This window comes from Spirilliplanes yamanashiensis (assembly GCF_016863475.1).
In the GTDB taxonomy this organism is placed as follows: Bacteria; Actinomycetota; Actinomycetes; order Mycobacteriales; family Micromonosporaceae; genus Spirilliplanes; species Spirilliplanes yamanashiensis.
The window spans coordinates 59,677-76,919 of the sequence record NZ_BOOY01000025.1 but is presented as its reverse complement, the minus strand read 5'-3'; the positions used below and the strand labels follow the sequence as shown (position 1 = coordinate 76,919).

14 protein-coding genes and 2 riboswitches are annotated in these 17,243 nt (G+C 73.5%); of the genes, 6 read left to right on the top strand and 8 right to left on the bottom strand.

From position 1 onward, the window contains the following. The first annotated feature begins 42 nt into the window (after positions 1 to 42). The 3 genes from Sya03_RS15945 to Sya03_RS15935 all read left to right on the top strand — a co-directional run bounded on the left by Sya03_RS15945 (position 43) and on the right by Sya03_RS15935 (position 4,019). Positions 43 to 573, top strand: a complete 531-nt coding sequence (locus Sya03_RS15945; protein WP_203939089.1) for a DinB family protein — start codon at positions 43 to 45, stop codon at positions 571 to 573. 88 nt (positions 574 to 661) lie between these two features. Further along, positions 662 to 820 (top strand): hypothetical protein, encoded by a 159-nt coding sequence (locus tag Sya03_RS15940; protein ID WP_203939088.1) that lies wholly within the window; start codon positions 662 to 664, stop codon positions 818 to 820. Between the two features lie 475 nt (positions 821 to 1,295). Continuing rightward, on the top strand, positions 1,296 to 4,019 hold the full coding sequence (locus tag Sya03_RS15935) for a putative bifunctional diguanylate cyclase/phosphodiesterase (protein WP_203939087.1): 2,724 nt from the start codon (positions 1,296 to 1,298) through the stop codon (positions 4,017 to 4,019). A 4-nt stretch (positions 4,020 to 4,023) separates the two neighbouring features. Here Sya03_RS15935 and Sya03_RS15930 read toward each other — a convergent pair whose 3' ends face one another. Together Sya03_RS15930 and Sya03_RS15925 are read right to left on the bottom strand one after the other, a co-directional pair. Next, a complete protein-coding gene (locus tag Sya03_RS15930; RefSeq protein WP_203939086.1) occupies positions 4,024 to 5,202 on the bottom strand; it encodes a PP2C family protein-serine/threonine phosphatase in 1,179 nt (392 codons plus the stop codon). 80 nt (positions 5,203 to 5,282) lie between these two features. Continuing rightward, on the bottom strand, positions 5,283 to 5,924 hold the full coding sequence (locus Sya03_RS15925; protein WP_203939085.1) for a TetR/AcrR family transcriptional regulator: 642 nt from the start codon (positions 5,922 to 5,924) through the stop codon (positions 5,283 to 5,285). Between the two features lie 153 nt (positions 5,925 to 6,077). Between Sya03_RS15925 and Sya03_RS15920 the strand changes: the two genes are divergently transcribed. Both Sya03_RS15920 and Sya03_RS15915 read left to right on the top strand, forming a co-directional pair. Continuing rightward, the gene (locus Sya03_RS15920) at positions 6,078 to 6,974 is read left to right on the top strand and encodes an ABC transporter permease (protein ID WP_203939084.1); all 897 of its coding nucleotides are present in this window, start codon (positions 6,078 to 6,080) and stop codon (positions 6,972 to 6,974) included. Further along, positions 6,967 to 7,734: an ABC transporter ATP-binding protein gene (locus Sya03_RS15915; protein ID WP_203939083.1), complete on the top strand. Its 768-nt coding sequence runs from the start codon at positions 6,967 to 6,969 to the stop codon at positions 7,732 to 7,734. Before Sya03_RS15920 ends, Sya03_RS15915 begins: the two co-directional genes overlap by 8 nt. A gap of 27 nt (positions 7,735 to 7,761) precedes the next feature. On the opposite strand, the gene Sya03_RS15910 is transcribed toward Sya03_RS15915, so the two are convergent. Beyond that, complete coding sequence (locus tag Sya03_RS15910) at positions 7,762 to 8,763, bottom strand: coiled-coil domain-containing protein (protein ID WP_203939247.1); 1,002 nt, start codon at positions 8,761 to 8,763, stop codon at positions 7,762 to 7,764. Between the two features lie 57 nt (positions 8,764 to 8,820). Beyond that, a riboswitch (cyclic di-AMP (ydaO/yuaA leader) is annotated at positions 8,821 to 8,956 on the bottom strand. A gap of 254 nt (positions 8,957 to 9,210) precedes the next feature. Then, positions 9,211 to 9,346, top strand: a riboswitch (cyclic di-AMP (ydaO/yuaA leader). Between the two features lie 3 nt (positions 9,347 to 9,349). Between Sya03_RS15910 and Sya03_RS15905 the strand changes: the two genes are divergently transcribed. Then, the gene (locus Sya03_RS15905) at positions 9,350 to 10,390 is read left to right on the top strand and encodes a coiled-coil domain-containing protein (protein ID WP_203939082.1); all 1,041 of its coding nucleotides are present in this window, start codon (positions 9,350 to 9,352) and stop codon (positions 10,388 to 10,390) included. Positions 10,391 to 10,406: 16 nt separating this feature from the next. Here the strand turns inward: Sya03_RS15905 and Sya03_RS15900 are convergent, their stop codons facing one another. The 5 genes from Sya03_RS15900 to Sya03_RS15880 form a co-directional block, all read right to left on the bottom strand. After that, entirely contained in the window at positions 10,407 to 11,858 is a 1,452-nt protein-coding gene (locus Sya03_RS15900; protein ID WP_203939081.1) for a glycosyltransferase family 39 protein, read from the bottom strand. 113 nt (positions 11,859 to 11,971) lie between these two features. Beyond that, on the bottom strand, positions 11,972 to 14,332 hold the full coding sequence (locus Sya03_RS15895; RefSeq protein WP_203939080.1) for a glycoside hydrolase family 65 protein: 2,361 nt from the start codon (positions 14,330 to 14,332) through the stop codon (positions 11,972 to 11,974). A gap of 177 nt (positions 14,333 to 14,509) precedes the next feature. Next, positions 14,510 to 15,259 (bottom strand): HAD family hydrolase, encoded by a 750-nt coding sequence (locus tag Sya03_RS15890; RefSeq protein ID WP_203939079.1) that lies wholly within the window; start codon positions 15,257 to 15,259, stop codon positions 14,510 to 14,512. 34 nt (positions 15,260 to 15,293) lie between these two features. Further along, positions 15,294 to 15,821 (bottom strand): ATP-binding protein, encoded by a 528-nt coding sequence (locus Sya03_RS15885; protein ID WP_203939078.1) that lies wholly within the window; start codon positions 15,819 to 15,821, stop codon positions 15,294 to 15,296. A gap of 75 nt (positions 15,822 to 15,896) precedes the next feature. Then, complete coding sequence (locus Sya03_RS15880; protein ID WP_203939077.1) at positions 15,897 to 17,216, bottom strand: ABC transporter ATP-binding protein; 1,320 nt, start codon at positions 17,214 to 17,216, stop codon at positions 15,897 to 15,899. Positions 17,217 to 17,243 lie beyond the last annotated feature (27 nt).

Sequence of the window (17,243 nt, the reverse complement as noted above, 5' to 3'; positions counted from 1 at the left end):
CACACATACCCGCGCCACTACGCGGCGTTAAGCTCCGGCGTCATGCGGACACCACCGGAATCCCCCGCCGCCCTCCTCGACGCCGGCGCCGGCCCCACCTGCGCCGACCCGCGCGAGCTGCTCCTCGGCTACCTCGACTTCTTCCGCGCGGCCGCCCTGCGCAAGCTCGACGGCCTCACCGAGGCCCAGCTGCGCACCCCGCTGGAGCCGATGGGCTGGGCGCCGCTCGGCGTGCTGCGCCACCTGGGCTGGGTCGAGCACCGCTGGATCCGCTGGGGCTTCCGCGCCGAGGACGTCGACAGCCGCCCCGACGGCGACGACGAGTGGACCGTCCCGGCCGGGGTGCCCGCGGCCGACGTCGTGGCCGAGTACCGGCGGCGGGTGGCGGAGACCCGCGAGATCATGGCGGCCGCCGCGCTCACCGACCTGGCGGGCACGGGCGGCCGCTTCCGCGCCGACGAGCCGCCGCCGCCCCTGGTCCGCATCCTGTTCCACCTGCTCCAGGAGTACGCCCGCCACGTCGGCCAGCTCGACGTCGCCCGCGAGCTCATCGACGGAGCCACGGGCGAGTGAGCCTCTACCGAAAGGTGTAGGCGGGCGGGGGCGCAAATCCGTCCCGACGCGGATCCGCAGGTCGCGAGCGGTCCGTAGCGTTCCGGACATGACCATCACCGAACTCGCCACCGTCGCCCGCCGCCGGCGCCGCGCCGCCGCGGTGCGGCGCACGCGCGCCGCGTTCGCCACCTTCGTCCCCGCCGACCCGGCCGCCATGGCCCGGGCGAACGCCGCCGCGGCGGCCCGCACGCGCCGTCCCGGGTGAGCCGGACGCGGCGCTCGCCCGGCGCGCCTGGGCGGGTGCCCGCCGGATCGCGGACGCGATGACCACGAACGCCCGTTTCAACCTGAACGGGGTGTTCCGCGATCAGTGCGAACCGACCCGCACGGGCGACGCCGGCGGCGCCTCGTTCACGGGGGCGCCGGTGCGCGGCCTGATGCGGCGGCCGGACCGGCAGGCGGACCCGGCGCACGCGCGGGCCGGCAACCGTGCCGACCAGTACGGATCCCCCCGGGGCGGCCGCCGGCCCCCCGCGGTCGGCCTGGTGAATGCCGCACCGCTGTAGCGGACCGCCGCCGGGGGCACGAATCGGGCGTACGGACAGCCTCGGGCCCCAGCCGATCATTTTCGGCGGCCGGGGTATGGATTCGGGCCGGAGCCCCTGGAATCCTCAGGCGGGCGAACGGCCCACCGAACGGTGGGCTGTTCACCATCCGCAGACAGGAAGGCCCCGCCCGCCATGACAGCCCCCACCTCCCGGCCCGGCCGCGCGCCGGTCTGGAGCGGGGCGGCCGTGTGGGTGAGCGGCGCCGTGTCGGGGTTCGCCGGCCTGTGGTGGCTGGTGCAGGTGTTCGCCGGGCCGCTGGGCCCGACCATGATCGGCTGGCTGCTGGCGCCGGTGAGCTGCCTCGCCGCGTCGGTGCTGTGCTGGCAGACCGGGCGTGACCCGGGCGTGCCGGACGCCGCCCGGCTGTTCTGGCGGCGCGCCGGCACCGCGCTGGCCGTGTTCTCGCTGTCGATGGTGTCGCGCTTCGCCGACTCGGTGAACCCCGACCTGTCCATGACGGCCCGGATGAGCATGATCAGCGCGCTCGCCCACGGCGTCGGCGTCATCCTGCTCGTCTACCCGCTGCTGCGGCTGCCGCTGGGCACCCGCAGCCGGGCGTCGCGCTACGCGCTGTGGCTCGACCTGGGCACCGTCATGCTGGCCAGCGCCGTGTTCCTGTGGTTCTTCGTGATGCGCAACATCGTCGGTGTCGCGGGCGGGCCGGGCGGCGGCTCGGCGACCATGGCGGCGAGCGTCGCGCTGATGGTCTCCGGGCTCACGGGCGTCTTCATCGTGGTGAAGGTCGCGCTGACCGGCGCCAACTCGCTCGACCGGCGGGCGCTGGGGCTGCTGGCGGGCGCGCTCGCGTTCGGCGGGCTGGGCTCGGCGTTCACGCCGTTGCTGGTCGCCGAGGGCATCGTGCACGTCGACACCGGGCTCATCGTCGTACCCGTGTCGGTCCTGCTCATCGGCCTCGGGGCGCGCTACCAGGCGGCCGGGCGCGCGGTGACCGCGAAGGCGGAGCGCCCGCGGCGCCGGTTCAGCCCGCTGCCGTACCTCGCCGTGGCCGCCACCGACGGGCTGCTGCTGCTGACCGTGGGGCAGGGCGACCCGACCGACCGCGTCGTGGTGGCGTTCGGCGCCGTCGCCCTCACCGGGCTGGTCGTGGTGCGCCAGCTCAGCGCGTTCCGCGAGAACGACCGCCTGCTCACCCGCCTGGACGCGGGCCTGCTGGAGCTGCGCCGGCACGAGCAGCGGTTCCGCTCGCTGGTGCAGAACTCCACCGACGTGGTGTCGATCGTGTCGGCCGACAACGTGCTCACCTACATCAGCCCCGGCGTGCGGGCCGTGCTCGGCTACGACCCCGCCGAGATGATCGGCTCGTCCAACGGCGACCTGGTGCACCCGGACGACCAGCCGGTGGTCGCGGGCAAGATGGCCGAGATCTGCGGCACGCCGGGCGCCACCACCACCGTGCACCTGCGGCTGCGGCACGCCGACGGCTCGTGGCGGTGGTTCGAGATGACCAGCGCCAACCTGCTCGACGACCCGGCCGTGTGCGGCGTGGTCAACAACGGCCGCGACATCACCGAGTCGCGCGACATCCAGGAGCGGCTGAGCTACGAGGCCAGCCACGACGTGCTGACCGGCCTGGCCAACCGGGCCCTGTTCGGCGAGCGCATCGGGCTGAGCGTCGGCAACCCGCGCCCCGGGCACCGGCTCAGCGTCGTGCTCGTCGACCTCGACGACTTCAAGACCGTCAACGACACGCTCGGGCACACCGTCGGCGACGCCCTGCTGGTGGCGGTCGCCCACCGGATGCAGGACAACGTCCGCGAGGGCGACGTGGTGGCCCGCCTCGGCGGCGACGAGTTCGCGCTGCTGCTGGAAGGCGTGTCCGCGGGCGCCGTGGACGAGGTCGTGGACCGCATCCGCAACGCGCTCGCCGAGCCGGTGCTGGCCGACGGCCACGTCATCACGGTCCGCGCCAGCTTCGGCATCGTGGACGGCGTGGCCGGCGACGACGCCGTCGACCTGCTGCGGCAGGCCGACATCGCCATGTACGAGGCGAAGGGGCGCGGCGAGGGCGGCTCGCAGCGCTACCGCCCCGGCATGGAGGCGCGCGGCGCCGAGCGCAACCGGGTCGCGGCCGAGCTGCGCACCGCGCTCGCCGAGGGGCAGCTGCGCCTGCACTACCAGCCGGTGGTGACCCTGCCGGAGGGCACGCTGAGCGGCGTCGAGGCGCTGATCCGCTGGCAGCACCCGGAGCGCGGGCTGATCGCGCCCGGCGACTTCGTCCCGCACGCCGAGGCGACCGGCCTGATCGTGCCGGTGGGTCGCTGGGTGCTGCGCGAGGCGTGCCGCCAGACGGCCGCCTGGCACGCCGAGTACGGCGCCGCCGCCCCGGCCACGGTCAGCGTGAACGTGTCGGCGCGCCAGCTGCAGGACAGCCGGTTCGCCGCCGAGGTGGCCGCCGCGCTGCGCGACAGCGGCCTGCCGGCGCACCGCCTGACGGTGGAGATCACCGAGAGCACGGCGGTCGGCGGCGGCTCCACGGCCGAGACCCTCGGCAAGCTGCGCGACCTGGGCGTGCGCATCTCGCTGGACGACTTCGGCACCGGCCAGTCCACGCTGACGCTGCTGGCCGAGTGCCCGGTCGACCAGATCAAGCTCGACCGCTCGTTCGCCCCGGTGCCCGGGCCGGACGTCATCGCGACCGCCGTCGTGCAGCTCGCCCGGGTGCTGGGCGTGGAGGCCGTCGCGGAGGGCGTGGAGACGCCGGAGCAGGCCGAGCACCTGCGGGCGCTGGGCTACGAGCAGGCCCAGGGCTTCCACTTCGCCCGGCCGATGGCGGCCGGGGACATCGCCGCGGCGATCGAGGCGCGCGCGCCGCGGTCGCGGGTCGCCGCGGCCTGACCGGTCAGCGGGTCGGCCCCCACACCAGCAGCGAGGCGGTGGCGTCGTCGCGCAGCTCGCCGTTCTCGTAGGACACGATGGTCTGGATGAGCCGGCGCATGACCTCGGCGGGCGTCGCCCGGTTGGCGAACTGGTCGACGACGAACTCGCTGAGCCGGTCGAGCCCGAACAGCACCCCGTCGGCGGACCGCGCCTCGGTGATGCCGTCGGTGTAGAGCAGCAGCGCGTCCCCGGGCTCCAGCCGCTGCTCGGTGACGCCGGGGCCGCGGCGGCGCATGTGCCCGAGGCCCAGCGGCAGGGCGCTCGGCGTGGGCACCGGGGTGAGCACGGCGCCGTCGCGGATGATCAGCTCGGCCGGGTGCCCGGCGGAGATCCGGCGGTAGTGGCCGGTCGTGGTGTCCAGTTCGGCCATGACGGCGGTGACGAACGAGCCGGGGTGCCGGGCCCGGATCCACTTGTCGATGCTGCGGTAGGTGTCGATCAGGTTCATGCCGCAGCGCCGGGCGTTGCGGTAGGTGTTCAGCGTCAGGGTGGTCAGGGCGCTGGCGCCGATGCCGTGCCCGACGGTGTCGAACAGCGCCACGTGCAGCACGTTGCCGTTGGCGGCGTAGTCGAAGGCGTCGCCGCCGACGTCGTAGCAGGGTTCGAGGACGGCCGCGACGACGACCTCGCCGGTGGCGAACGTCAGCGGCGGCAGCTGGTTCCAGACGATCTCGGCGGCGAGCTGCATGGGCAGGCGGCGCCGGGTCTGCTCGACGGAGTCGCCGTAGGCGCGCCGGCTGGCGATCAGCTCGGCGACCAGCGCGGCGACGACGGTGAGGTCGCGGCGCAGGTCGTCGCCGGGGTCGGCCTTGAGCCGGACGTCGAGCACGCCCAGCCGCTCGGCGCCGTGCAGCAGCGGCAGCCACAGCCGGATACCGTCGGGTTCGTCCTCGGTGACCGTCCGGGCGGTGCAGAAGGCCTGGCCGGCGGGCGTGCCGTCGACGGGCATCGCCGAGGTGGCGCGGACGGTGCCGTCGCTGAGCGGCCAGAACGCGAGCTGCTCGTAGTCGACCAGCAGGACCGACACCCCGGTGGCGTCGATGAAGGGCGCCGCCTCCATGAGCGCGGCGGGCAGGTGCTCCAGCACGCCGCGGTGCCGGAGTCCCAGCAGCCGGCGCACGGCCTCCATCGGGTCAGCCACTGCCCCCACCTCCGGCACGGCACGGACGCCGCCCCATCATCATTGCCGCCGGGGCGCTGAGCGCAAACCCGAGGACGGCCTCAGGCGGCACCCGGCACGACGGCGGGCACGACCGCGGATGCCGCCGAGGCGTGCAGCCCGGCGACGACGGCGTCGGCCATGTGCTCCAGGTACGCGTCGTCGACCGGCCCGCGGGCGACGGCGAGCCGCCAGTACAGCGGGCCGAGCACGACGTCGACGCCGGTGTCCGGGTCGGTGCCGGGGGGCAGCTCGCCGCGCTCGACGGCCCGGCCGACGAGGCTGGTGCCCAGCTCGGCGGAGTAGCCGCGGAGGGTGGCGTGCAGGGTCTCGGCGATCTGCGGGTTGCGGGCGGCCTCGGCGAGCAGGTCGGGGATGATCTGCGACGCGAGCCGGTGCTGCAGGGCGGTGGCCAGGATGCGCAGCAGGATCTCGACGTCGCCGCGCAGCGTGCCGGTGTCGGGCATGGGCATCTTGCGGCCGGCGACCTTGGTGACGATCTCGAGGACCATCTCCAGCTTGTTGCTCCACCGCCGGTAGATGGCCGTCTTGCCGACGCCGGCCCGCCGGGCCACGGCCTCGATGGAGAGGCGGCCGTAGCCGACCGCGGCGAGCTCGTGCATCACCGCGTCGCGGATGGCGGCGGTGATCTCCCGGCGGAGCACGGCCGCGCCGGCCGGGGTGCGTCGCGTAGTGGTGGCCACGGACGCACTATAACGCGACGACGTTACGGTTGCGTCCCGCCGTACTCTCGGCTAGGTTCGGCCCCATCGTCGATACGACGCCGTTTCATCGGTGACAGGGCCTTACCCTTGTCGCGCACCACCGTCCGCCCGCACGAGATCGGAGCGCCACCCATGCCCGAGACGGCAGTGGCCGAGTCCTCCGCCGGGGTCCCCCTGCGGGAACTGGCCCGGCGGCACGGCCTGCACGCGGCGGGCGCCCGGCCCAGCGTGCCGGCGTACGTGCGCGAGCTGTGGGCCTACCGGCACTTCATCGCCACGTACGCGGACGCGAAGGTGTCGTCGTCGCTCAGCAAGACCCGGCTCGGCCGGCTGTGGCAGGTGTTCACCCCGCTCACCAACGCGGCGGTCTACTTCCTGATCTTCGGCTACATCCTCAACACCCGCGACGACGTGAAGAACTTCCCGGCGTACCTGTGCATCGGGGTCTTCGTCTTCGGCTTCACCCAGTCGACCGTGCAGGCCGGCATCTCGTCGATCACCGGCAACCTGGGCCTGATCCGCGCCCTGCAGTTCCCCCGGGCCAGCCTGCCGGTCTCGGTGACGCTGGTCGAGCTGCAGAACATGATCCCGGCGATGGCCGTGCTCGGCATCATCGTGCTGGCCACCGGCGAGCCGCTGACGTTCCAGTGGCTGCTCATCGTGCCGATCCTGATCCTGCAGAGCCTGTTCAACGCCGGCCTGGCGCTGTTCGCCGCCCGGCTCGGCTCGAAGATGATCGACCTGAAGCAGATCATGCCGTTCGCGCTGCGGGTCTGGATGTACGGCTCCGCGGTGCTCTACACCGTGCAGATGTTCGAGCGCCTGGACCAGAAGTGGCTCACCGTGCTGCTGGAGTCGAACCCGGCCGTCGTCTTCATCGAGCTCATGCGCCACTCCATGATGGAAGGCGTCGAGCTGGCCAGCCCGGCCGGGCACCTCTGGCTGCTCGCGGCCGCCTGGTCCGTGGTCATCGGCGTGACCGGTTTCCTCTACTTCTGGCGCGGTGAGAAGGAGTACGGCCGTGGCTGACGAGCGCATCCCCACCGTCATCGTCGACGACGTCCACGTCGTCTACCGGGTGCACGGCGCCACGGCGCCGACCAGCCCCGTGTCGAGCCTCAAGCGCATCGTCACCGGCAGCAAGCTCGCCTCGATCCGCGAGGTGCACGCCATCAAGGGCGTCAGCTTCGTGGCGTACCGGGGCGAGGCGATCGGCCTGATCGGCAGCAACGGCTCCGGGAAGTCGACCCTGCTGCGGGCCATCGCCGGCCTGCTGCCGACCGAGCGCGGCGGGCTCTACACGCAGGGCCAGCCGTCGCTGCTCGGCGTGAACGCCGCCCTGATGAACGACCTGTCCGGCGAGCGCAACGTGGTGCTCGGCTGCCTCGCGATGGGCATGACGCCCGCGCAGGTCAAGGAGCGGTCGGCGGACATCATCGAGTTCTCGGGCATCAACGAGCGTGGCGACTTCAGCTCGCTGCCGATGCGCACCTACTCGTCCGGCATGGCGGCCCGCCTGCGCTTCTCCATCGCCGCGGCGAAGAAGCACGACGTGCTGCTGATCGACGAGGCCCTCGCCACCGGCGACGCGAAGTTCCGCCGCCGCAGCGAGCAGCGGGTCCGCGACCTGCGCGCCGAGGCCGGCACGGTGTTCCTGGTCAGCCACACCAACCAGTCGATCCGCGACACCTGCGAGCGCAGCATCTGGCTGGAGTCGGGCGTCATCCGCGCCGACGGCCCCACCGAGGACGTGCTCAAGGAGTACGAGCGCTTCATGGGCGGGAAGTAGTCGCTCCCCGCCCATGACACCCGCGCGTCAGCGCATCGACAGGTGCACGTGGTTGGTGTGGTCACTCGACGGGTCGCCGTTGCCCCGCGAGTACGCCCGCCAGCCACTGCTCGGCAGCCAGATGCGCTTGAACCAGATGACGTACAGCACGCCCAGGCGGCTCGCGTTGTTGATGTAGTAGTTCGCCAGGTTGGTGCCGTACGTCTTGTCGCCGCCGCTGGCGACCCCGCCGAAGCCGTTCTTCTGGGCCGCGAAGTCGCAGGCCCGGCCCTTCGGGTGCTCGCCGCCGCCGCCGGAGCGGAAGCAGGAGACGAAGCGCTTGAAGCCGGCGTTCTGGGCCTGCTTGAGCGCGTGCAGCGTGCGCGGCGTGATGCAGCCCGACGTGGTCGGGTCGTTCGCCGAGCAGGAGCCGCTGGAGCCGCTGAACGAGGCGGCCCGCGAGGAGCCGCCGCTGCTGCCGCCGCTCGGGGCGTCGGCGGCGTCGCCGCCGACCTGGGCGGCCTTGAGGGCGTTCTCGGCCTGCTTCTTGCGGGCGGCCATCGTGTCGACCTGCTTCTGCTGGTTGCGGATCTCCAGCTCGATGGCGGTCTTGGCCTGCTGCTCGGCGGTGCGGGTCTGCTGCAGGGCGCGGATCGTGCGGTCCTCGCGGACGGCGACGGCCTGCAGGGTCGACGCCTTGTCGAGGAAGCCGGACGGCGAGCCGGCGTTGAGGATGACCTGCAGCGGGCCGACGCGGCCCACGCGGTACGCCTGGTCGGCGATCTCGCCGACGGAGGCGGACCGGGTGGCCAGCTCGGCCTCGACGGTCTTCAGGTGGGCGGCGAGCTCGGCCTGCTTCTTCTTCGAGGCGGCCAGGGCCTCCTGGGCTTCCAGGAAGCCGCGCGAGGCGGCGTCGAGCTGCTTGCGCAGGTTGTCGGTGCCACCCTCGTCGTCGCGCTCGTCGCCCGGCGCGCGCAGCACCGGGGCCTGCGGGACGGGCGCGGCCACGGCCGGGGCGGGCGCCAACACGGTCGCGCCCGTGGCCGCCATGGCCAGGGCCAGGACGGCGGTCAGCCGTCGGCGGACATGGTCGGTCGACCTCACGTTTCTTCCTTCCGTCGGCCGCCGACCGAGTTAGCTGACGGGTTCGGGACGGAAGCGATCCCTACCGCGCGGACGCGGATTCACCCCATGGGACGGTGGTTCCCCGGCTCGCCCGGAGGCGATTAGGCGGCGGCCGCCGCGGGGGATGCGGAGGCCGTGTCGAAGACTAGCGGGTAATCCGGGAATTGCCAGGTTCGCTGCTGAGCGCAATCAATTGACTACACGTTGTCATAGTGACGAACGTAACGATTCACGTGGATGCGGGGTTACGGCCCGCCTGCGACGGAGTTCACCGACAGTCGTTGCGCGGTAACGGTTTCGCCCGCTGATTCGGCATGCGTCATCGGGTAAGCTAGCGCGCGGCCATGGCCCGAACAGGCACCCACCGGTGCCGCCAGGCCGCCGCCTAATCGCCCCTCGGGGCGAGTCGGGGAACCACCGTTCCTGGGGTGAATCCGCACGTTGCGGTAGGGATCGCTTCCGTCCCGAACCCGTCAGCTAACCCGGTCGGCGGCCACAGGAAGGAACATGAATGACGGCACGTTTCCGCCGGTGGACAGCACTGGCATTGGCGCCGCTCGTCGTCACGGGCGCGCTCGTCCTCGCGCCCGTGGGCCCCGCCACCGCCGCGCCCCCGCAGGCGCCGGTGCTGACCGCCCCCGGCGACGAGGAGGGCCCCGACGAGGGCGGCGACAAGCTCCTCAGCGACGTCCTGGAGTCCACCGGCCGCCGCTACGTCGAGGCGCGCAACAACCTCGCCAAGGCCAAGAAGCGCCAGCTCCAGCTCACGCTCGAACTGCAGAAGGCCGAGGCCGCACGCGACGCGCTGCTCCCCCAGGTGGCCGCCGTGGCCAAGCAGTCGTACCGCAACGGGCCGCTGACCGGCACCGCGTTCATGCTCAAGAGCCACGACTCCGACAACTTCATCCAGCGCGCCATGTCGCTCGGTGAGCTCGGCGAGCTGAACGGCCACAAGATGGCCGAGTACGTCGCCGCCGCCGACAACGCCGAGCGCAACAAGGTCGCCCTCGACCAGGCCGTCAAGCAGGCCGAGAAAGAGGCGCAGACCATGGCGAAGAACAAGAAGGAGGCGGAGAGCGCCCTGGCCCTGGTCGGCGGCAACCGGCTCACCAGCGGCTTCGTCGACGCCACCTCCCGCAAGGCCGCGTCCGCCCCGCGCAACTCCGACGGCGGCTTCAGCGCCGAGTCGTGCAGCCGGCCCGACCCCACCACCAGCGGCTGCATCACGCCGCGCACGCTGCACATGCTCAAGGAGACGAAGAAGGCCGGCTTCAACCGGTTCGTCGGCTGCCACCGCAACGGCGGCCCGTTCGAGCACCCGAAGGGCCGCGCCTGCGACTGGTCGCTGCAGAACCAGGGCTTCGCCAACGCGCACAACTCCGACATGCGCCGCTACGGCAACGACCTGATGGCGTTCCTCGTCCGCAACGCCGACGAGCTGGGCATCCTCTACGTCATCTGGTACCGGCAGATCTGGTTCCCCGCCACCGGCTGGAAGTCGTACTCCGGGCCGAGCGCCCACACCGACCACGTCCACGTGTCGATGCTCTGACCACGGGCGACCGGGGTCACGGCCGGCGCTGGTAGAGCGCCACCGTGGCCCCGTGCACCCGCCACACCCCGGCGGGCGCGTACCGCTGCCGCAGCACCGCCCGCGCGCTCGGCTTGTGGTCCACCGGGTCGCCGTCGGCGCTCGCCACCACCAGCCACACCCGCGGCGCTGCCGCCAGCCGACCCGCCACGTCCGGGTCCTCCTCGGCGTTCAGCGCCGCCGCCCGGGCCGCCGACCGCCGCACCAGCACGTCGGGCGGCCGCTGCCGCGCCCCCCGCAGGTAGTACTCGACGCCGGCCCGCAGCGCCCGCTGCCCGCCCTGGTAGAGCAGCACGTCGCCCGGCCGGGCGCCCCGCTCGACGACCGCCGCCAGCGTCGCGTAGTCGGCGCCCGCCTTCGCCGTCCGGGTGCGCACGGCCCGCTGCCCGGGGTACGCGGCCACCGCGGCGACCACCAGCACCAGCAGCACCCGCGCGGCGCCCTCGGCGCGGCCGGCGGCGCCCGCCGCCCCGGCCACCGTCACCCCGGCCAGCAGCGCCAGCGGCACCAGCACCACCAGCAGGTAGCGCGGCACCCAGTACGGCTCCACCAGCAGCGACACCGCGGCCACCACGGCGACCGGCGCCAGCCCCAGCACGGTCAGCACCACCAGCGGCTCGCGGCGGCGCCAGACCGCGGCCAGCGCCAGCCCGATCAGCAGCCACGCCGCCTCCGCCGACCCGGCGACGTCGCGCGGGCCGGCCCGCAGCCGGTGCGCGGTCAGCGGATCGAGCCAGTGCAGCTGGGTGTCCCGCTGGCCGAGGCCCAGCACGATCAGCGGCGCGGCCGCCAGGACGGCGAGCCCGGCCGCCGCCGCCCACGTCAGCACCGGCCGCCACGACCGCTCGCGCCGGGCGACGGCGCCCGCGGCCACCGCGTGCGCCGCCAGCGTCGTCAGGGCCACCACGTGGCTGAGGCCGAGCGCCAGCACCGCCAGCGCGTACCCGCCCCAGCGCAGCGGGCCGGGCCGGCGCAGCGCGGCGTGCAGCAGCACCAGGCCGAGCACGGCGAACAGGACGGCGAACGCGTACGGGCGCGCCTCGGCGGCGTACCGGGACGTGTTCGGCAGCAGGCACAGCAGCAGCCCGCCGGTGAGCCCGGCGAGCGGCGAGAACAGCCGCCGCCCCAGCTCGCCCGCCAGCCCCACCGCCGCCGCCATCGCCACCACCGACGGCGCCCGCAGGTCCGCCGCCGACGCCCCGGCGACGCCCGTCCAGGCGTGCATGAGCAGGTAATACGGCGCCAGGACGGCGTCCACGTTGTGCAGCAGCGCCCAGATCTCCCCGGGCGACCGGGCGGCGACCTCGGCGGTCGACACCTCGTCCCAGCTCAGCACCGGCCGGGTGGCGCCGACCGACGCGACGCCCAGCATGACCAGGCCGGGCACCACGCCCGGCCCCAGCACGGCCGCCCACTCGCCCCGGTCCATGACGGGCCCAGCGTGCCCATCCGCACCCCGTCACGACGATGCGACCGTCATCGATCCGACACGCGGGGGCGGGCCACCGGCCCGCCCCCGCGTTCGTCGTGCGTCGTGCGCCGTCAGACCGCCCGGCGCACCGGGGCGCGGCCGTCCGGCTGCTGCGGCGCCGGGCCCTTCGGCGGCGCCGGCGGGATCTTCAGCGTGACGGGCTTGACCTGCGTGATCGTCACCGGCTCGCCGTGGTGGATGATGTCCAGCCGGGCCGAGCCGCCGCCGTTGCGCAGCGTGTACGTGACCTCCTCGGCCGACACGTCCACGCGCACCCGCAGGCCGCGCCACAGCAGCGCGAAGTCCAGCCGGTTGATCTTGCTGGGCAGGCGCGGCGCGAACGTCAGCACGCCGTCGAAGTCGCGCATGCCGCCCAGGCCCGCCACCAGCGCGATCCACGACCCGGCCAGCGACGCCATGTGCACGCCGTCGCGGGCGTTGCGGTGCAGGTCGTGCAGGTCCATCAGGGCGGCCTCGCCGAGGTAGTCGTGGGCCAGCTCCAGGTGGCCCACCTCGGCGGCCATGACGGCCTGGATGCACGCCGACAGCGACGAGTCCCGCACCGTGCGGGCGTCGTAGTAGGCGAAGTTGCGGGCCTTCTCCTCCGGCGTGAACGCGTCGCCGCGCACGTACATCGCCATCACCAGGTCGGCCTGCTTGACCACCTGCTTGCGGTACAGGTCGAAGTACGGGTAGTTCAGCAGCAGCGGGTACGCCTCCGGCGGCGTGTTCTCGAAGTCCCACTCCTGCAGCCGGGTGAAGCCCTCCGACTGCTGGTGCACCTGCAGCTCCCGGTCGTACGGGATGTGCACGGCGGCGGCCGCGTCCCGCCAGGACGCGGTCTCCTCCTCGTCCACGCCGAGCTTGCGGGCCAGGTCCGGGTGGCGCTGCGCCGCGTCGGCGGCCGCGTACAGGTTCGTCTGCGCCATCAGGTTGGTGTAGATGTTGTCGTCGACGACCGCGGTGTACTCGTCCGGGCCGGTGACGCCGTCGATGTGGAAGCGGCCGTGCCGGTCGTGGTGGCCCAGCGAGCGCCACAGCCGGGCCGTCTCCACCAGCAGCTCCAGGCCGACCTCGCGCTCGAACTGGACGTCGCCGGTGACCTTCACGTAGCGGCGCACCGCATCGGCGATGTCCGCGCCGATGTGGAAGCCCGCGGTGCCGGCCGGCCAGTACGCGGAGCACTCGTGGCCGCGGATGGTGCGCCACGGGAACGCCGCGCCCTTGAGGCCGAGCGTCTGCGCGCGCTCCCGCGCCAGCGGCAGGGTGGCGTGCCGCCAGCGCAACACGTCGGCGGCCGCGCTGGGCTGCGTGTACGTCAGCACCGGCAGCACGAACGTCTCGGCGTCCCAGAAGGTGTGGCCGTCGTAGCCGGGGCCGGTGAGGCCCTTGGAGCCGATCGGCCTCTTCTCGGCGCGGGCGCCGGCTTGCAGCACGTGGAACAGGCCGAAGCGGACGGCCTGCTGCACCTCGGGGTCGCCCTCGACGCGCACGTCGGAGTGGTCCCAGAACGCGTCCAGGAACTCGCGCTGGGCGTCGACGAGGCCGTCCCAGCCGGTGAGGCGGGCGCTGGCCAGCGCGGCGCCGACCTGGTCGCGCAGGGCGGGCAGCGACCGCTTGCTGGACCAGCCGTACGCGGCCAGCTTGATGACCCGCAGCTTCTGGCCCGGCTGCAGCTGCGCCGCGACGGTGGTGCGCAGCCAGTCCGGGTGGCCCTCGGTGGTGACGGCGTGCTTGCCCGGCGTCTCGACGAGGTGCTCCATCGCCGCGGCCATGCGCAGGTTGCTGGCCTTGGTGCGGTGCACCAGCAGGCCGCCGGCGGCCTGGTCCAGCAGCTCCTCCGCCTGCAGCGGGTGGTCGAGCACGGCGGCGACGCGCGGGTCCTTGCTGGTGGGCGGCAGCGACTCGTTGGCCACCAGCTCCGACTGCACGATGAGCCGGGCCGGGCCCTCCAGCGGCTCCACCTCGTAGCAGATCGCCACGACGGCGCGCTGGGTGAACGACACGAGCCGGGTCGACTTCACCCGGACGGCCTGGCCGGCCGGGGACACCCACTCGACGGTCCGCTCCAGCGTGCCGGCGCGCAGGTCGAGCACCCGCTCGTGGCTGCGCAGGTCGCCGTACCGCACGTCGAACGGCTCGTCGTCGACGAGCAGCCGGATCGGCTTGGCGTTGGTGACGTTCACGACGGTCTGGCCCGACTCGGGGAAGCCGTAGCCGGCCTCGGCGTACGGCAGCGGGCGCAGCTCGTAGAACGAGTTCAGGTAGGTACCCGGAAGGCCGTGCGGTTCGCCCTCGTCGAGGTTGCCCCGCAGGCCGATGTGGCCGTTGGAGAGCGCGAAGACGGACTCCGACTGGGCCAGCACGTCGAGATCCAGCCGGGTCTCGCGGATGTGCCACGGATCGACGGGATAGGCCCGTTCACGGATCACGGTGGTGCCTCTCGGTATCAGGATGTGCGGAACACCGGGAGCGGCCGCCGTTCTGCCCACGGCGAGGCCCTCGGCGGCGGGGTCGGTCGAGGCCGGCACCGCTCATCTGTGAGGAAGGGGTGTGGTGTTGTTGTGATACGCCGGTGCGGGACCGGCGGGGCTGGAACCGGCCCCGTGTCAGCCGGTGGGGGTATCCAGCAGCTCCGCGAGGTCCTTGACGACGATGTCGGCCCCGTGCGCCTTCAGCTCGTCGGCCTGACCCACCCGGTCGACGCCGACGACGTACCCGAAGTTCCCCGCCCGGCCCGCCGCGACTCCTGCCAACGCGTCCTCGAAGACGACACACGCGGCCGGATCGACGCCGAGCCGGCGGGCGCCCTCGAGGAACGTGTCCGGCATCGGCTTGCCGGGCAGCCCGAGCTCGCGGGCGACGACGCCGTCGACCCGCACCTCCAGCATGTCCTCGATGCGCGCCGCGCGCAGAACATCCCGGCAGTTGGCACTGGCCGACACCACGGCGCGGCGCAGCCCGGCCGCCCGCGCAGCCTCCAGGTAGGCCACCGAACCCGGGTAGACCTGCACCGCACCGGCGGCGATGCGCTCCAGGACCAGGACGTTCTTGCGGTTGCCGATGCCGTTGACCGTCTCGGCGGTGCCCGGGTCGCCGGGGCTGCCCTCGGGCAGCGTGATGCCGCGGGAGGCCAGGAAGGTGCGGACGCCGTCGGCGCGCTGCCGGCCGTCGACGAAGCGGTGGTAGTCGGCACCGCTGTCGAACGGCACGAACGGCACGCCGCGCTCCTGCGACCAGACACGCAGGAAGGCGTCGAACGTTTCTTTCCATGCCGCGTTGTGCACCAGGGCGGTCTGCGTCAGCACACCGTCGAGGTCGAACAGGCAGGCGGTCACGTGGGGAGGTAGACCGAGCACCGGGCCACAGTAGCCTCCCGGCGTGCCGAAGTCGCTACGAGAGGGCCGGACGTTTTCCGGGCGATTCGCGGGTGCCGGTGCCGGGCTCGCGCGGACCGGCGTTCGGAGAACGCGGCGTGTCGTGCCCAGCGCGCCGCGTGTCGCCGTGATTCCTGCGTGAATCACGCGGCGGCAGGTCGGCGCGCATGGCCACGGTGGTGCCGGCCGGGCCGGTGTCGATGGTGACGGCGTCGCACAGCTGGTGCGCCAGCCAGATGCCCCGCCCGCCGACCTCGAACGCGTCGGGCAGGTCCGGCATGCCGAGGTGCGAGTCGGGGATGCCGGCGCCCGCGTCGGCCACCACGCACACCACGGCGGCGGCGTCGACGTCCAGCCGGATCCAGCCCTGGCCGCCCGCGTGCAGCACCACGTTGGTGATGACCTCGTTGACGGCGAGGACGAAGCCGTCGAGGCGGTCGCCGTGCAGGCCGGCGGCCGACGCGCGGGCTGAGATCTCGTGCCGCACGAGCGTGATCTCCGTGCTGACGAAGGCACGGTCGACCACGGTTACCGGCTCCGCCATGCCGCTCCCGTCGGGTCGTCGTCCGCGGGCAAGCCTACGCGGGTCGGCGGCCCCGGGGGAACGCGTGCGGGAAACTCAGCGCCAACCGACGTCGATGCGGTCGCCGCGCTCGTCGAAGAAGTGCAGCGCGTCCATGCGCACGGAGATCGCCAGCGGGTGCCCTGGCGACACGGCCGGGTACGGCGCCAGCCGCACGGCCAGCTCGGCGGGCCGCCGGTGGTGTCGGCCCGGGTCGCTGAGGACGCTGGTCTGCTCCGGGTCGCGGGTCTCGGTGCGGGCGCGGCCGTTGGCCGGCTCGCGCTCGGGCGCCCGGCCGGTGAGGCGCTGGAGCGCCCCGCCGAAGCGGCGCAGGGCGCTGCCGCCGCCGGTCTGCTCGGGCACGGCCTGGCCGAGCTCGTCGACGAGGATGGCGGTGGCGCCGATGTCGAGGAACGCCAGCGACTCGTGGCCGTGGTGCTCGAGGTAGCGGATGCGGCCCTGCAGGACGTCGCCGGGGGTGTCGGGGGCGACCGGGGTCAGCGCCTCGGCCCGCATGCCGACGACGATGCGCTCGCCGTGGTAGTGCGCGACGGCGCGGGCGCGGATGTCGTTCCACGGCAGGTAGAGGGCCTGCTCGCCGAGGTTGAGGGCGACGTAGCGGTCGAGGTGCACGTAGACGCTGGCCTCGAGCAGGTTCATCCGGGGCGCGCCGAGGAACGCGGCCACGTACAGCGTGGCGGGGCGGCCGTACACCTCGGTGGGGGTGCCGACGTCCTGCAGGACGCCCTTGCGCATGATGGCGACCCGGTCGGCCATGGTGAGGGCCTCGGCCTGGTCGTGCGTGACGTAGATGGTGGTGACGCCCAGCTCGCGGGTGAGCCCGGTGATCTCGGCGCGCAGCTCGGCGCGCAGGCCGCTGTCGAGGTTGGACAGCGGCTCGTCCATGAGGAACAGGCCGGGGCGACGGACGATGGCCCGGCCCATGGCGACGCGCTGGCGCTGGCCGCCGGACAGCTGGCTGGGCTTGCGGCCGAGCACGTCGCCGATGCCCAGGGCGCTGGCGACGTCGCCGACGCGTTCGCCGCGGGAGCCCTCCTCGACGCCCGACAGCCTCAGCGGGAAGCCGATGTTCTCGCCGACGCTCATGTGCGGGTAGAGCGCGAAGTCCTGGAAGACCATGGCGATGCTGCGCTCGCGGGGCGCGAGGTCCATCACCGGTTCGCCGTTGAGCAGGATGGCGCCGGAGGACGGGTCCTCCAGGCCGGCGATCATGCGCAGCACGGTGGACTTGCCGCAGCCGGAGGGGCCGAGCAGGACCATGAACTCGCCGTCGTCGACGTCGAGATTCACCCGGTCGACCGCGACCGTTCCGTCGGGCCACACCTTGGTGACGTCCTTGAGTGCGACGGTCGACACCGTCTACCTCCCCGCACAGCTACCTTT

What these genes read in the sequence shown, in the direction of transcription:
- Sya03_RS15905 (WP_203939082.1), top strand. Translation starts at nt 9,350, where the DNA reads ATGACGGCACGTTTCCGCCGGTGGACAGCACTGGCATTGGCGCCGCTC.
- Sya03_RS15900 (WP_203939081.1), bottom strand. Translation starts at nt 11,858, where the DNA reads ATGGACCGGGGCGAGTGGGCGGCCGTGCTGGGGCCGGGCGTGGTGCCC.
- Sya03_RS15910 (WP_203939247.1), bottom strand. Translation starts at nt 8,763, where the DNA reads ATGGCGGCCACGGGCGCGACCGTGTTGGCGCCCGCCCCGGCCGTGGCC.
- Sya03_RS15885 (WP_203939078.1), bottom strand. Translation starts at nt 15,821, where the DNA reads ATGGCGGAGCCGGTAACCGTGGTCGACCGTGCCTTCGTCAGCACGGAG.
- Sya03_RS15935 (WP_203939087.1), top strand. Translation starts at nt 1,296, where the DNA reads ATGACAGCCCCCACCTCCCGGCCCGGCCGCGCGCCGGTCTGGAGCGGG.
- Sya03_RS15940 (WP_203939088.1), top strand. Translation starts at nt 662, where the DNA reads ATGACCATCACCGAACTCGCCACCGTCGCCCGCCGCCGGCGCCGCGCC.
- Sya03_RS15920 (WP_203939084.1), top strand. Translation starts at nt 6,078, where the DNA reads ATGCCCGAGACGGCAGTGGCCGAGTCCTCCGCCGGGGTCCCCCTGCGG.
- Sya03_RS15945 (WP_203939089.1), top strand. Translation starts at nt 43, where the DNA reads ATGCGGACACCACCGGAATCCCCCGCCGCCCTCCTCGACGCCGGCGCC.